The 12,551-nt window shown below is 37.6% G+C and carries 15 protein-coding genes; 7 read left to right on the top strand and 8 right to left on the bottom strand.

The features are described from left to right. Nucleotide 1 precedes the first annotated feature (1 nt). Both RMA95_RS06305 and RMA95_RS06300 read right to left on the bottom strand, forming a co-directional pair. Nucleotides 2-328: a gamma-glutamylcyclotransferase gene (locus RMA95_RS06305; RefSeq protein ID WP_151792178.1), complete on the bottom strand. Its 327-nt coding sequence runs from the start codon at nucleotides 326-328 to the stop codon at nucleotides 2-4. A 23-nt stretch (nucleotides 329-351) separates the two neighbouring features. Further along, complete coding sequence (locus RMA95_RS06300; RefSeq protein ID WP_311069914.1) at nucleotides 352-1,596, bottom strand: MFS transporter; 1,245 nt, start codon at nucleotides 1,594-1,596, stop codon at nucleotides 352-354. Nucleotides 1,597-1,734: 138 nt separating this feature from the next. Between RMA95_RS06300 and RMA95_RS06295 the strand changes: the two genes are divergently transcribed. Beyond that, the gene (locus RMA95_RS06295; RefSeq protein ID WP_304403048.1) at nucleotides 1,735-2,655 is read left to right on the top strand and encodes a LysR family transcriptional regulator; all 921 of its coding nucleotides are present in this window, start codon (nucleotides 1,735-1,737) and stop codon (nucleotides 2,653-2,655) included. A gap of 1 nt (nucleotide 2,656) precedes the next feature. Here the strand turns inward: RMA95_RS06295 and RMA95_RS06290 are convergent, their stop codons facing one another. Further along, on the bottom strand, nucleotides 2,657-3,541 hold the full coding sequence (locus RMA95_RS06290) for a DMT family transporter (protein ID WP_311069913.1): 885 nt from the start codon (nucleotides 3,539-3,541) through the stop codon (nucleotides 2,657-2,659). Nucleotides 3,542-3,769: 228 nt separating this feature from the next. On the opposite strand from RMA95_RS06290, the gene RMA95_RS06285 reads away from it, so the two are divergent. Both RMA95_RS06285 and RMA95_RS06280 read left to right on the top strand, forming a co-directional pair. Continuing rightward, a complete protein-coding gene (locus RMA95_RS06285) occupies nucleotides 3,770-4,513 on the top strand; it encodes a hypothetical protein (protein ID WP_311069912.1) in 744 nt (247 codons plus the stop codon). Between the two features lie 24 nt (nucleotides 4,514-4,537). Then, nucleotides 4,538-4,933, top strand: coding sequence for a hypothetical protein (locus RMA95_RS06280; RefSeq protein ID WP_311069911.1), 396 nt, complete (start codon nucleotides 4,538-4,540; stop codon nucleotides 4,931-4,933). A gap of 46 nt (nucleotides 4,934-4,979) precedes the next feature. On the opposite strand, the gene RMA95_RS06275 is transcribed toward RMA95_RS06280, so the two are convergent. From RMA95_RS06275 to RMA95_RS06265, 3 genes are all read right to left on the bottom strand, one after another. After that, nucleotides 4,980-5,981, bottom strand: coding sequence for an aldo/keto reductase (locus tag RMA95_RS06275; RefSeq protein ID WP_032004948.1), 1,002 nt, complete (start codon nucleotides 5,979-5,981; stop codon nucleotides 4,980-4,982). 112 nt (nucleotides 5,982-6,093) lie between these two features. Further along, nucleotides 6,094-6,996 (bottom strand): helix-turn-helix transcriptional regulator, encoded by a 903-nt coding sequence (locus tag RMA95_RS06270; RefSeq protein ID WP_311069910.1) that lies wholly within the window; start codon nucleotides 6,994-6,996, stop codon nucleotides 6,094-6,096. A gap of 122 nt (nucleotides 6,997-7,118) precedes the next feature. After that, complete coding sequence (locus tag RMA95_RS06265) at nucleotides 7,119-7,919, bottom strand: GNAT family N-acetyltransferase (protein WP_311069909.1); 801 nt, start codon at nucleotides 7,917-7,919, stop codon at nucleotides 7,119-7,121. Nucleotides 7,920-8,612: 693 nt separating this feature from the next. Here RMA95_RS06265 and RMA95_RS06260 point away from each other — a divergent pair. Continuing rightward, nucleotides 8,613-9,164, top strand: a complete 552-nt coding sequence (locus RMA95_RS06260) for a TetR/AcrR family transcriptional regulator (protein WP_311069908.1) — start codon at nucleotides 8,613-8,615, stop codon at nucleotides 9,162-9,164. A 128-nt stretch (nucleotides 9,165-9,292) separates the two neighbouring features. Beyond that, a complete protein-coding gene (locus RMA95_RS06255; RefSeq protein WP_311069907.1) occupies nucleotides 9,293-10,252 on the top strand; it encodes a hypothetical protein in 960 nt (319 codons plus the stop codon). Between the two features lie 120 nt (nucleotides 10,253-10,372). Here the strand turns inward: RMA95_RS06255 and RMA95_RS06250 are convergent, their stop codons facing one another. Continuing rightward, nucleotides 10,373-10,591, bottom strand: coding sequence for a DUF6500 family protein (locus tag RMA95_RS06250; protein WP_311069906.1), 219 nt, complete (start codon nucleotides 10,589-10,591; stop codon nucleotides 10,373-10,375). Between the two features lie 27 nt (nucleotides 10,592-10,618). Beyond that, on the bottom strand, nucleotides 10,619-10,954 hold the full coding sequence (locus tag RMA95_RS06245) for a helix-turn-helix domain-containing protein (RefSeq protein ID WP_005300806.1): 336 nt from the start codon (nucleotides 10,952-10,954) through the stop codon (nucleotides 10,619-10,621). A 115-nt stretch (nucleotides 10,955-11,069) separates the two neighbouring features. Here RMA95_RS06245 and RMA95_RS06240 point away from each other — a divergent pair, with 115 nt between their 5' ends. Together RMA95_RS06240 and RMA95_RS06235 are read left to right on the top strand one after the other, a co-directional pair. After that, a complete protein-coding gene (locus RMA95_RS06240) occupies nucleotides 11,070-11,627 on the top strand; it encodes an NAD(P)H-dependent oxidoreductase (RefSeq protein ID WP_004705070.1) in 558 nt (185 codons plus the stop codon). A 141-nt stretch (nucleotides 11,628-11,768) separates the two neighbouring features. Continuing rightward, a complete protein-coding gene (locus RMA95_RS06235) occupies nucleotides 11,769-12,548 on the top strand; it encodes a hypothetical protein (RefSeq protein WP_311069905.1) in 780 nt (259 codons plus the stop codon). Nucleotides 12,549-12,551: the final 3 nt, after the last annotated feature.

Below are 12,551 nucleotides of genomic sequence, written 5' to 3'. Positions count from 1 at the left end.
CCTAAGGCTTCAACATATAAATAAAAGAATCAACATGTTCACCACTATTTAAAGTGACGCGGACAGGCACTCTTTCGTACTCTTCGCCTTCAAAGTCATCCAGTAATTTCCAGTTAGCATCTAAATGTTCTGAGCTAAAAACAAAGCCTTGCACTTGGTTAGCACTATCATCGAGTACAATTCCCGGATAGCCTAAATCTGCCCCCCAACCTTCATGATGTAGGGTTCCGTTTACCCAGCCTTCCGACCATTGTCCGCCAATATTTTCAAGTATATGGGCATTAGGACGGCCGGGACCTAAAGTGCCATAAACAAATAAACTCGACATGTATTTTTCCTTTAAATTACTCATTAATGTGCTTTTGCGTGTGCGGTATAAACCACTAAAAATATTCCCAATACTGACAATACAACCGCCAAAGTGACAATCGCACTCCAGCCACCGTGTAACCAGAACCAACCACCTGCCGAACCGACAATACTTGAACCCATATAGTAAAAAAGTAAATACAGAGAACTCGCATGGGCTTTGGCTTGTTTACTTTCAGCACCGACTGAACTACTGGTGAGTGAGTGGGTAATAAAGAAACCCGTGGTAATAAAGGCAATCCCAATAATAATGCCAAAAAGCGAGCTGAGCAGGGTCATGAGGCTACCCACAATCATGAGCGCGAAACCACTCATCATCATGGTTTTTTTACCAAAGCGATCGGCTAAGCTACCTGCCAACGATGAAGACACCATACCAAAGCTATACGACAAGAAAATAAGGCTAATTTGTGTTTGGCTCAGTGAATAAGGTGCACCGCTTAAGCGGAAGGTCGCATAGTTAAAGAGGGTGACAAAAACACTGGTGAGTAAGAACCCAATAGCAAACAGGCGTAATAATTTAGTATTGCTTAAATGAGCACGCCACATTTGCATGTGAAAGCCTAAATTTAGTCCTTTTTTCTGGACGAAATTACGCGAAGCAGGGAGTAGGTTTAAAAAGGCAATTGAGCAAATAAAACAGATTGCGCCAAGTAAACCTAAAGCGGTGCGCCATGAAAAATATTCAACCAAAATACCCATACCGACACGGCCCATCATGCCACCAAAGGCTGTACCTGCAATATATAAACCCATGGTTTTACCCAAGTGTTCGGGTGCAATTTCTTCGGCAATCCAAGCCATCGTTACTGCGGGTACGCCACCGAGTAATAAACCTTCTAATGCACGCGCCATCAGTAAACTGTGCCAGTTCGGGGTAAACATTGAGACAATATTAAGAATTGCTGCACATAGCATAGATGTAAAGATTACACCGCGACGGCCAATCGCTTGTGAAAACGCGCTTGATAGCACAATCGAAATCGCTAAAAAAGCAGTCGTTAATGACAGTGCTAAAGAGCTACTCGCAGGACTAATCTGGAAGCTTTGGCTAAATGCAGGCAACAGCGGCTGTACACAATAAATCAGTGAGAAACTGGCAAAACCTACAAGGAACAAAGCGAAACCTGCATGTTTATAGGCTTTAGTTCCTTTGTGAATCCACTCGCGGGAAAGAACAGACGTTGCTTCAGTGTTTAAAGTGCTTGGTGTAGATGAAGAGCTCATATCATGACCATGACAGAAAGAAAGAGCAGTGCTTTGGGCATGCTGCATCGAGAAAATTCGATAAATTAAAATTAGCAATTTAGAGGGCATTTTTCTAATATATTTAACAATAGGTCATGATATGTTTTATATATAACAATGGAACTCAGACATATACGCTACTTTTTAGCGGTAGCAGAAGAAAAAAATTTTACTAAAGCGGCGCATCGTTTAAATATGAGCCAGCCGCCTTTAAGCATGCAAATACGCGACTTAGAAGAAGAATTAGGTGCAGATTTATTTATTCGTTCACCACATGGAGTCGAGCTGACCGAAGCAGGGCTTGCCTTTTTAAACGCGATTCAGCCAGTACAGCAGCGTGTAGAAGATGCAGCAAACCTTGTTAAGCAAGTGGCAAATGGTGAAGTGGGGCAATTACGATTGGGTTTTACAGGCACGTCAATGCTGAACCCTCTCATTCCTAAATGCGTTCGCTATTTTCAGCAGCAATACCCGAAAGTGGATTTAAAGCTAGAAGAAGCCAATACCTTACTGCTCATAGACCTATTGCTTGAAGACCGTTTAGATGTGGCAATTATTCGCTCACCACGAAATATTCCAGATAGCCTCATTCTTCAAGAATTATTAGCAGAGCCACTCATTGCGGCTTTGCCTTCTAAGTCTTTGAGTCTCGATGATTCAACGCAAGAAATAGATTTAACCACACTGCGAGAACTTGATTTTATTGTCTCACCACCATCCATTAGTGCAGGGCTTTTTGATGCAATTAAACAAGCCTGCCATGAGCGCGGCTTTGAACCCAAAATTGGACAAAACGCACCGCAAATTGTGTCGATTTTATCGTTGGTGTCTGCAAACTTAGGGGTATCTTTGGTGCCAGAGTCGACCAAACAATTGCAAATACAAGGTGTGGCTTATCGCTCTTTGAAAGCGCCTGTCCCTACGGTGGGTTTAGGGCTTGCTTATAAAAAACATGCCCCTTCACAAATGGCGATTAACTTTGCCAGTGTGGTGCAAGTAGCTTGCCACCACGCAGACGAAATAAATGAAATTGGCTAAATTATAATTTCGGTGCTTTATTCATTAAAAAGATGCCTGAAATAATGAAAATTGCACCATATAAAAAGGATAAAGTTGGCTGTTCATGAATGAAAACCCATGCCATAAGCGCTGCAAAAATAGGTTCGGAAAGCTCGGTCACTTGTACCTTTGCGGCACTCATATAAGACAACGCTTTGGTGGTACAGAAAAAGCCGAGTATGGTCGGTAGAACAGCTAAACCAATCAAACCTAAAACAATGTCAGTATTAAAATGAATACTATGCAAGTTTATTAAAAACGGAACGGCAAGATAAACACTACCAAATAGCAATAAATACTTGGTAAGAAACAGCCCGCCGTTTAATTTGAACCTTTTAACTAAAACCGAAAATAGGCCATAACCCGTACCGGCAATTGAAGCGTTGATCAGCATTAATAAACTATTTCCACCTTTCCAAGAAATAATACTAATGCCAGCAACTGCCAATAATGTTCCTACAAGAGAATGCAGGTAGATGCTTTCTTTTAATATGAACCGACCAAAAAATAGGGCAGAAATAGCAGCCGATGCCATGAGTACTACAACGACATTGGCTGCAGCACCATGGTTATAGGCAATGGTTTCAAAAAAGAATAAAGAGAAAATCCCTAAAAAAGCACAGATGGCAATTTGAGTAAAAACACTGAGCTTGCTTGGCGTGCTACTTATATAGGCAATCTTTTGGCTCACAGGCACTTTAAATAAAAACACACTTAAAAAGAAAAAGGCGATAATGGTTTTTAAAAAGGCAATGTCTTGTGGGTTTAAACCGCTGTGCATAAGTAATTTACTAATGACGCCAATAGATGCATTTAAAGCCGCTGCACAAAGTGCAAATAGGGTTCCAATAACTAGATTATTCACTCTTATAATTCTTCCTAAGTTTTACGCATGCAGTCTACATTATTTTTTGGATGAATATTCAACTAAAATAATCAGTTAACAAGTAATATTTATAAAGATTTATTTTGAATTTATTTAATAAGCTTTATAAAAGAATAAAGTCTTCTAATAGACTTTTGTTTCAAAGAATTGTGATTTATAAAACTTACTCATATTATATAATTAGTTAATTATTAAAGAATTTTAAAAATGATTAAATCTATTATTTCAGGTTGCGCGGTTCTTACACTTTCAGCTTTAGCAGTGACTCATGCAGAGTTTTCTTTTGAACAAGAATTACAACAAGGCTGTAATAAAGTGAAGCAATACGCGAGCTTAGGTAAGAAAAACTACGACCAAAAACAATATAAAAAAGCGCTCGAAAACTTCCAAAGCCAAGCCTCTTGGACTGCTTTTTGTAAAGCCAATGAAGATGAAACCACAGTTAAATTTACCGACCGAGATATTGAAGTTGCCAACAATAATGTGGGCTTAGCCTACGCCAAATTGGGTCAGCCACTTTGGGCAAGAGCATGGTTTATGCTCGATGAAAAATCAAAATCGAGCCAGTTTAATCTTCAGCAGTTACCAGCCCCTAAAGCGTCAAATGATTTGTCGGGTGAGTATGTGCGTTACTCAGGTTTTGGTGAGTGGGATCACATCACGGTAAGTCGTAAGCAGGGTCAATATGCGATTAGCTATTCGGGTGTTTATATGGGCTTACGAAGCTTAATATATGGGCCGAATATGGGTCAGTTTGAGACCAAAATGCCTACCAATGCCAAGCAAACTATTTATAAAGATCAAGACTGCCGTATTCAGCTCGATTTTAAAATGAGTGCGAAATTAGGCAATTACATTCAAGTTAAACAAAACGAGGGCAACTCGGGCTGTGGCTTTGGACATAACGTTTATGCGGATGGCACTTATTTAAAAGTTGAATCTGGAAAATAAGCTTAAAACTCTAGGAACTAAATAATGAAAAATATATTTGTACGTTTACTGCTTCTTTCGACGGTTATTTTCTCTGCTCAGGTCTATGCGGATGTGGCAAATACAACATGTAAAGAGGTGAAATTTCAAAAAGCCGATGAGGCGTGGAGTGGGCACTATTATTTACATGGTGTGATGGAAGTGGGTTCGGAACTTTTACTTCAGCCAGACGGCAAGTTTAAATGGATGCTTGCTGTGGGTGCGTTAGACCAATATGCCGAAGGCACATGGTGGAAAAACGGTGACTGTATTGGTTTAAAACCAGAGGCTAAATTTAAAAAATATTTAAGTATTTTCCCTGAAAGCCTAACGATTTCAGATAAATCTTTAGATGCGATCTGGGACGGTGGACGCCAACAAGGCACATATAGCAAAGACTAAATAAAAAAGTCCGAAACTGAGTCGGACTTTTTTTATGGCTTATATATTAGTGATTGACCGCAGCAAGTTGCTGAGCGTTATAGCGTGCGCCCATGTTTGGGTATCTCGCGATAATCGCTTGAATTTCTGCCAAATCTGCCGCTGTTAAATGAAGGTCTACAGCACCCGCATTTTCTACAAGGCGCTCGATTTTACGCGTACCCGGAATTGGAATAATGTCGTCACCTTGCGCCAAAATCCAAGCCAAAGCCAGTTGAGCCGCTGTCGCATTTTTGCTTTGGGCAAAGTCACTAAATGCTTGCGCCAAGCTTTGGTTATTTTTCCAGTTATCGCCTTGATAGCGTGGTAACTGACGACGGAAATCGTTTTCGTCTAGGCTGCCCACATCAAGCGTATTGGTGATTAAACCACGCGACAGTGGTGAATACGGCACGAGGCTAATGCCTAACTCACGAATGGTTTGAAAGTGCGTATCTTCCAGCTCACGAGTAAGCAATGAATATTCGTGTTGAACCGCTGCAATCGGGTGAATTGCATGCGCTTTACGAATGGTTTCCGCCGACGCTTCACTAAGTCCTAGGTAACGAACTTTACCTTGTTGCACCAAGTCCGCCATTGCACCAATGGTGTCTTCAACTGGAATATTTGGGTCAATGCGGTGCGCATAATACAAATCAATTACGTCTGTATTTAAGCGTTTTAAGCTGTTTTCGACCGCAACTTTAATCCACTCTGGAGAACCGTCGATATAAGACTCTAAAGAGTTTTGTGGGTTAAGGTTATCTTCTTTATAACGAAAGCCAAATTTGGTCGCCAAGAACACTTTGTCGCGGTTTTTTTCTAAAACTTTTGAGAGCAATACTTCGTTTGCGCCGTTGCCGTACATGTCGGCAGTGTCCCAAAAGTTAATGCCGAGGTCTAATGCTTTTTCTAGAGTGGCAATGCTTTGTGTGTCGTCTGAGGCACCATAGGCAAAGCTCATTCCCATGCAACCTAAACCAAGTGCTGATACTTTTTCGCCTGTTTGTCCTAAAGTTCTATATTTCATTTTTCACACTCTTTTTTGCAAAATCACTTGAGTAGAAAAACTATAAAATGCTTTGGCTCAAACTGACGTATAACATTCAAACCAATAATTATAAAATTCAAACAATCTGTTTTTAGGCTACACAGTCTTCACGGAACTTTTTAGGTGAAAATCCCGTATTTTTCTTAAAGAAGTTGGTGAAATACGCTGAATATTCAAAGCCTAAGCTATAGGCAATTTCGGAAATATTCCAACTGGTGTGTTGTAGCAGCGCTTTAGCTTCTTGCGTAATGCGCGAGCTAATATGCTCAGAGGTGGTTTTACCTGTAGCTTCTTTTACAGCTCGGTTTAAATGGTTCACATGCACCGATAGGCCATAGGCATAGTCATTTGCGGTTTTGAGTTTAAGCTGAAAATGTGGCGAGTCGATGGGGAACTGGCGCTCTAATAACTCAAAGAATAAATGGCAGATCCGAACAGCAGCATTACTATGTTTTTCAAACTGTTGGGTCGGTTGCATTTTCATGGCTTCATGCACAAGTAGGTGCAAATAGTTTCTTAAAACGTTGTATTTATGAATATAGTCTGAATTTATGTCATTAATCATCTTTTTGAAAATAAACGAAATTTCTTCAACCTGTTGGTCATTTAAAAAATATAGCGGGTCGCCGTCGACCTTAAATAGCGGCGAGTCTTTTAAGAAGCTTTGTCTAGATTCTTGGTTTACAAACTCTTCGGTAAATAGACAAAACCAGCCTGCCTGTTCAGGCGAATTAATTTCCCATGCATAAGGAACCATTGGGTTTGAAAACAGTAAAGCAGGGCGGTCGACTCGTATCCAGCGGTTGGCGTAGTGAAGTTCGCCTGTGCCTAAAACCAGTGAAATTTTATAATAATCGCGGCGGCTATAAGGCGTGAGAAACGAGCAGGCATCGCGCTGGAACACGTTAAAATGTCCAAACGAAGTTGATGGAACCGAGTAATCGCTATCTCTGGTTAAAGAAAATCGGCGATAAAAATCATGTATGGTTTCCATGTCTTTGCCTGCATGCGTTATCAATTTATTTAAAGTTATAAAATTCAAACTTTATTTACTGTAGCTTTTATTTATAGCGGGATCAATCTGTTCATTTAAACAGGTTTGAAAATGAATGATTTTTATAAATACTCTGGGTAAGCAATGTAAGAAGACTCTACACATTCGAAGCCCATTTGGCGGTAAAGGGTAACCGCTGGAGTGTTATCAACGTCTACAATTAAGTGGGCAATCCGTCCAGTTGCAACAATCCGATTCACTGCAAATTTTAAGATGCGTTCGGCAAAACCTTTTCGACGATAAGCAGGGAAGGTATATGTGCCGCCAATAGAAACTAGTCGATCTGTTTCTATGCCTAAACGCACAACCGAAATGATCTGTTGATCTGCTTCAAGCACAATAATTTTTTGTTGTTGAATTAGAGATGCCCAATCAGGTGTTTCATTTACTGAGCGCTCATTATTGTATTGATGTTGATATTCATTAAGACGGGCAATGTCCGAGAGTTCAGCCAAGCGGCCTTGAGCTTCAGAAAATTGGCGTGAGCAGACCATGATCCATTGATCATATTCTCGCAAAATGCGCCCCTTTTGTTTAATCTGTGCATTTAATAAGTCTCGCCCGATTGAGGTGGTGACTATTCGACGCGGTTGAAGCTCTAAAATGGATTTGCATAGTAATGATCCAGATGATGCCTTTGATGGAACCCAAAAACAGGTGCCGCCAGCAAGAATGACCGCGACTCCTAAAAGTTGCTCGGCGTTATGTGGGTCATACAACCGCATGAGTTGCCAATCGGAATCGGTAGCTTGTGTTTGATCAAGAAAAGCCATAGCCCCAATAGAATAATAAAACCGTTCATCAAGCCATTGAAAGATAAGTTGATATTCTTCTGAACTGGTGGGAGGTCCCTTTATTATCATTATTAATTACCTATTCAAATGATGAACTCAATCATAATTCACTACCCTACATTTTTATTATTATCATGATATTTTTAAATTTAAGTTGAATGACTGTTTAGCTTAAATATCTAATTGAATGAAAACAAAAATTATTTAACCAATTTCTATTCAACCTTACATTGACACTCAAAAACACGCGGATTATCCTTTGCCTGCTGGCCTACATTGCCAGTGAGCTTTTGACAGAGCTGGAACAAAAGGCGCACAACAACGTATTATTTCGTTTTGTGCGTTCTCTTAAGTCACGCCTTTATGGTGAGGCTAGGAGGGGCACGCTTGCGTGCGCTGGTTTCCTTTTGTACCAGTCTGTCAACCCTTCTAGTCTTGCCACCATTATTTGACAGTAATTGGTAAGACTCTTCTAAATCAAAAGGAGTCCGCCGTTATGCGTACTATTTCATCTCTCTCATTGGCAACCATTGCCAAAATCTTTGACTCGATACCTAACTGGTCTTTAAAACGGTTTAACCGACTCTAGGTTTTAAGCCATAGGTCATTACGACTAAAAAATTACAGCAACAATAAAACCCGAGATAGGCGAGCACACCATTTTTGTGTCGTTTTCGCATGCCTGTTTTTAGCGCTCATTTTAAGAGTGACGGCATTTCTATCTCTTTTACATACAACAAAAAATTATTTTAAGCGGTATACATGAAAAATTTAGACGCTTCACGTAAAGCATTACACGTGATTGATACAGCAACAGATTTATTTAAACAATATGGCTTTAATAAGGTCGGGGTAGACCAAATTATTGCCGAATCTCAAATAAATAAAGGTACCTTTTACAATTACTTTCACTCTAAAGAAAGATTTATTGAAAGGTGTTTGGTCACGCAAAAAGAACAGTTACAAGAAAAAGTGAGTGTGGTGAGTGAGTTTTACCAAAATGCAGATTTGTCCGATCAACTCAGGCAAATTTATCTTTTACATGCTGACTTAAAAAGCGCGTATTACTTGTTGTTTAAGGCGATTTTTGAAATTAAAAAGCTTTATCCAAATGCCTATCAAACCGCACTCAGATATAGGCGCTGGCTTAAAAATGAAATTTTCTGCTTGCTCATGGAAACCAAAAAAACAGTTTCCTATGCGGAAGCGGAGATATTTGTATTTATGATTGATGGCACAATTCTGGGGCTGTTAAGTTCAGATGAAGAAAGGGAAAGAGATGCCTTGCTTGAGTATTTTTTAGAGAGGGTTTGATGGGGGGAAGGCCCGACGGGAGTTGGGCTTTTTATAGATAAAAAAATTAATAAAAGTCATAAATTACCCTTGATTTTTGTTAAATAGCCTCCATATATAACTCTAATTTTTAATAATAATGGAGACTTATGGAAACAAAATCAAAAATACAATCTTATGATGAACTATGTTTATTAGAAACATTTCAAGAAAATAAAGAGATAACTTTAGAAAATTTTGAAAATATTGTAGTCGATTATGAGATTAAAGATGCGGAGTTAAAATGTTGTTTAACTGATGAAAAAGGAAAATGTGGTCAGATTCACCAAAAAGGGTATTTAGTTTTACTTAAAGATGGTGCTTATAGTGTAATGGGGGGCACATGTGGTAAGACCAAATTTAATGCGGATAGTCTAATTTATAGAAATATCACTTCCTTTGAAAATGAACGTAAAAGAAAAGAAAAATTGGGTAGACTTTACGATTTTATAAATAATAAAGAAAAATATGGAAAAATAATTAGTGAATTGAAAACTATAGTTGGTGAAATATCAAAATTTTATGAGGAAATTAAATGTTTGAATTGGAATCTTAAAATATTGAATACTAGATATAAGTCATCGAATAGTGCAGTTTTTATTAAGACATATAAATATGATAAAGATGGTAATCTCAAATATCAAAACACAGAAAGAATTGGTTATTTGCAAGAATTAAATTTATTTGATGGAAAGGATAGTGGAAGTTATAGTCTCGAAGTCCATAAATTAGTTATTGGACTAAAAAAGGCTTGTGAGTTAGATGAGGAAATAAAGCGAAAATCTAGGAGGAGAATAGATAAAGAAATTAATGAGCTGGTAAAAGAATTAAGCCATTTTGAAAGTTTACAAGATGAATTAATAAAAAGGAAATCTTCTATAGAACGTTTTAAAAATTCAGATTTATCTCTACTTTGCTATTTAAATACTAATCATGATGATAGAGAAGATGCTGCAAAATATTTTTTAAAACATAAAGGAAGGGATACTTCTAAATCCAGTTCTTATTTAGCAAATAAGGATAAATTTTATCAAGATCAATATGGATGTGATAAGATATTTGTTAAATAAAAACAAGTGGTTAGGTTTTTTTGCGATTTTTAAGATGGATTTTTTACATCTTAATTACATCTGGTATTTAATGAAGGAATTAAAGACTATCCTATTCTCGATAGTCTTCCACTCTAACTTTTATTGCTCACTCAAAACCATCTGTTTAATCTTCACAGCTTTCTCGAAGTGATCTAGCTTATGCTCCATAATCCACCAATGCGCTGCTTCCATGAGTAACTCAGGGTTATCATTCTTATTTTTAAAAAAAGCATAAAAGGATAGACCGACATTGTCTCCTTTCTTTTCAATTTTATCGTCGCATCCCTTAACAAAAATTTCTCTTAATTCATTTCTCATAATTAGTATCACTTCAAGTCTATAAAACTAAGACGGCTTATTTTGCTCGCCCCATTGGCACATCATATCTAATAAAGGAATTAAAGATTGCCCTTTTTCTGAAAGTCGATACTCAACCTTTGGCGGAATTTGAGGATATTCCTTGCGAGTAATCAGTCCATCTCTTTCCAATTCTTTAAGCGTATTACTAAGTGTTCTAAACGAAATATTGCCAATGCAGCGTTGCATCTCATTAAAACGCATGACATTTTTTTCATACAGCCAATACATGATAATCATTTTATATTTGCCATTAATCAAAGAAAGGGTATAGCCAAAACCCGTATCTTCTAATGGAGTATATGAAGGAATGCACTCAGTCATTTTAAAATCTACACTATCTTTTAGTATAGTATATAACATAAATTACCGTACTTATATTTAGGAAAGCACACTTCTATAATCGATTTATCAACTTTCCGATAAGAGTGTTTTCATAATGAAAAAGACATTAGTCATTGTTACCCATCCTCACATAGACCAATCTGTTGTAAATAAAAGATGGGTAGAAGAACTAGAAAAACACCCAGACCAATTTACGGTTCACCAAATTTATCAAGCCTACCCAGATGGGGTGATTGACGTTGCCAAAGAACAAGCACTAGTCGAAGAACACGAAAATTTAGTATTTCAATTCCCAGTGTATTGGTTTAACTGTCCACCACTTTTGAAACAATGGATTGATGAAGTTGTGACTTATGGTTGGGGGTATGGTTCAACAGGCGATAAGCTTAAAAATAAAAAGTTTATGTTGGCTTTGTCTGCGGGTGTGCAAGAAAAAGTTTATTCAGAGTATGGTGGATATAACCTTTCTTTAGAGCAAATTTTTACTCCATTTAAGCTAACAGCTTTATATGTTGGGGCAGACTATCAACCGCTTCATGCATTTTATGGTATAGACACAAACCCATCAGAAGATGACGATGTGCCGACTCAACAAGACATAGCGGATAATGCGGTTCAGTATGTTCAGAAGTTATTAGCGTTGTCTGAGTAAGTTTTAAAAGGAGGCCTAAACTTGAGAGTTTAGGCTTCTTATATAGAAGATTTTTAAAAAATTACATTAAGGTTTTAAGTTAAATATACAATTTATTTATGATATAAATGTCCGTTAAATATAGATTAAATTTAAAAATTTATGACTATTCTTGATATTAAAGAAAAAGAAAACTCCCTTATAACTGACGATGCTCATGAATTAATATGCTACGCAACAATCAGTGAAATAAACTCTTGGAACGATGTTGCTAACTTATATTCAGAAATTAAGCAGAAGCATTTACCTAAAAAAGTATTATTACTTTTAGAAGATATAGGACAGTGCCAATACACGTCCATGCATGCTTCAATGGGAGATGGGCTTTATTTTGATACTACAGAATTCGTTGAAGATGACAGTGCAGCAAGTTGGGAAAATACTCGACCTTTAGAGCTTCAATATCATATTGAACAATTATTAAAGCCAGAAAATTATATAGACTTTAATAACTTGCCTGAAAAACTTAGCTATAGCGATGAAGATCAAGCAACTCTGCTACAGATTAATGCTGAACCCGACAAAATTTTAGATGCCGTTATTCAAGTAAAGTTAGTCAATAGTCCAACTGAAACTCAAAAATTTGCAGCCTGCCTCAATGGATATTTTAGTTGTGATTTGAACCCGTTTGAATCTTTTAGCTTGATTGAGCATTTAGATCAAAACTATGGCTTAGAGTATGTGGGTTTAGGGGCAAGCTTATTATTCTTTATGAAAACACCAAAATTTGATGCAAATAAAACGCCTCAATTGCTTAATGAGTTGAGCAACTTTTATGAATTCAATCAAACAACGCATCACCAGCTAGAACAACATTTATCTCATCATGAATATCTTATTTTGCCTTATGTAGAGTCATTAGAAGTGTTCGATTTGGATTAAGTT

Origin of the sequence: Acinetobacter sp. V110_1 (genome assembly GCF_031798975.1) — a bacterium.
In the GTDB taxonomy this organism is placed as follows: Bacteria; Pseudomonadota; Gammaproteobacteria; order Pseudomonadales; family Moraxellaceae; genus Acinetobacter; species Acinetobacter nosocomialis_A.
The sequence above is the reverse complement of the archived record's forward strand: the minus strand, read 5'-3'. Positions and strand labels throughout refer to the sequence as shown.

Bases quoted from the DNA above. Each gene is read 5' to 3' on its own strand.
- RMA95_RS06305 (WP_151792178.1), bottom strand. From the start codon at position 328: ATGTCGAGTTTATTTGTTTATGGCACTTTAGGTCCCGGCCGTCCTAAT.
- RMA95_RS06300 (WP_311069914.1), bottom strand. From the start codon at position 1,596: ATGAGCTCTTCATCTACACCAAGCACTTTAAACACTGAAGCAACGTCT.
- RMA95_RS06295 (WP_304403048.1), top strand. From the start codon at position 1,735: ATGGAACTCAGACATATACGCTACTTTTTAGCGGTAGCAGAAGAAAAA.
- RMA95_RS06285 (WP_311069912.1), top strand. From the start codon at position 3,770: ATGATTAAATCTATTATTTCAGGTTGCGCGGTTCTTACACTTTCAGCT.
- RMA95_RS06280 (WP_311069911.1), top strand. From the start codon at position 4,538: ATGAAAAATATATTTGTACGTTTACTGCTTCTTTCGACGGTTATTTTC.
- RMA95_RS06275 (WP_032004948.1), bottom strand. From the start codon at position 5,981: ATGAAATATAGAACTTTAGGACAAACAGGCGAAAAAGTATCAGCACTT.
- RMA95_RS06270 (WP_311069910.1), bottom strand. From the start codon at position 6,996: ATGGAAACCATACATGATTTTTATCGCCGATTTTCTTTAACCAGAGAT.
- RMA95_RS06265 (WP_311069909.1), bottom strand. From the start codon at position 7,919: ATGATAATAAAGGGACCTCCCACCAGTTCAGAAGAATATCAACTTATC.
- RMA95_RS06260 (WP_311069908.1), top strand. From the start codon at position 8,613: ATGAAAAATTTAGACGCTTCACGTAAAGCATTACACGTGATTGATACA.
- RMA95_RS06255 (WP_311069907.1), top strand. From the start codon at position 9,293: ATGGAAACAAAATCAAAAATACAATCTTATGATGAACTATGTTTATTA.
- RMA95_RS06250 (WP_311069906.1), bottom strand. From the start codon at position 10,591: ATGAGAAATGAATTAAGAGAAATTTTTGTTAAGGGATGCGACGATAAA.
- RMA95_RS06245 (WP_005300806.1), bottom strand. From the start codon at position 10,954: ATGACTGAGTGCATTCCTTCATATACTCCATTAGAAGATACGGGTTTT.
- RMA95_RS06240 (WP_004705070.1), top strand. From the start codon at position 11,070: ATGAAAAAGACATTAGTCATTGTTACCCATCCTCACATAGACCAATCT.
- RMA95_RS06235 (WP_311069905.1), top strand. From the start codon at position 11,769: ATGACTATTCTTGATATTAAAGAAAAAGAAAACTCCCTTATAACTGAC.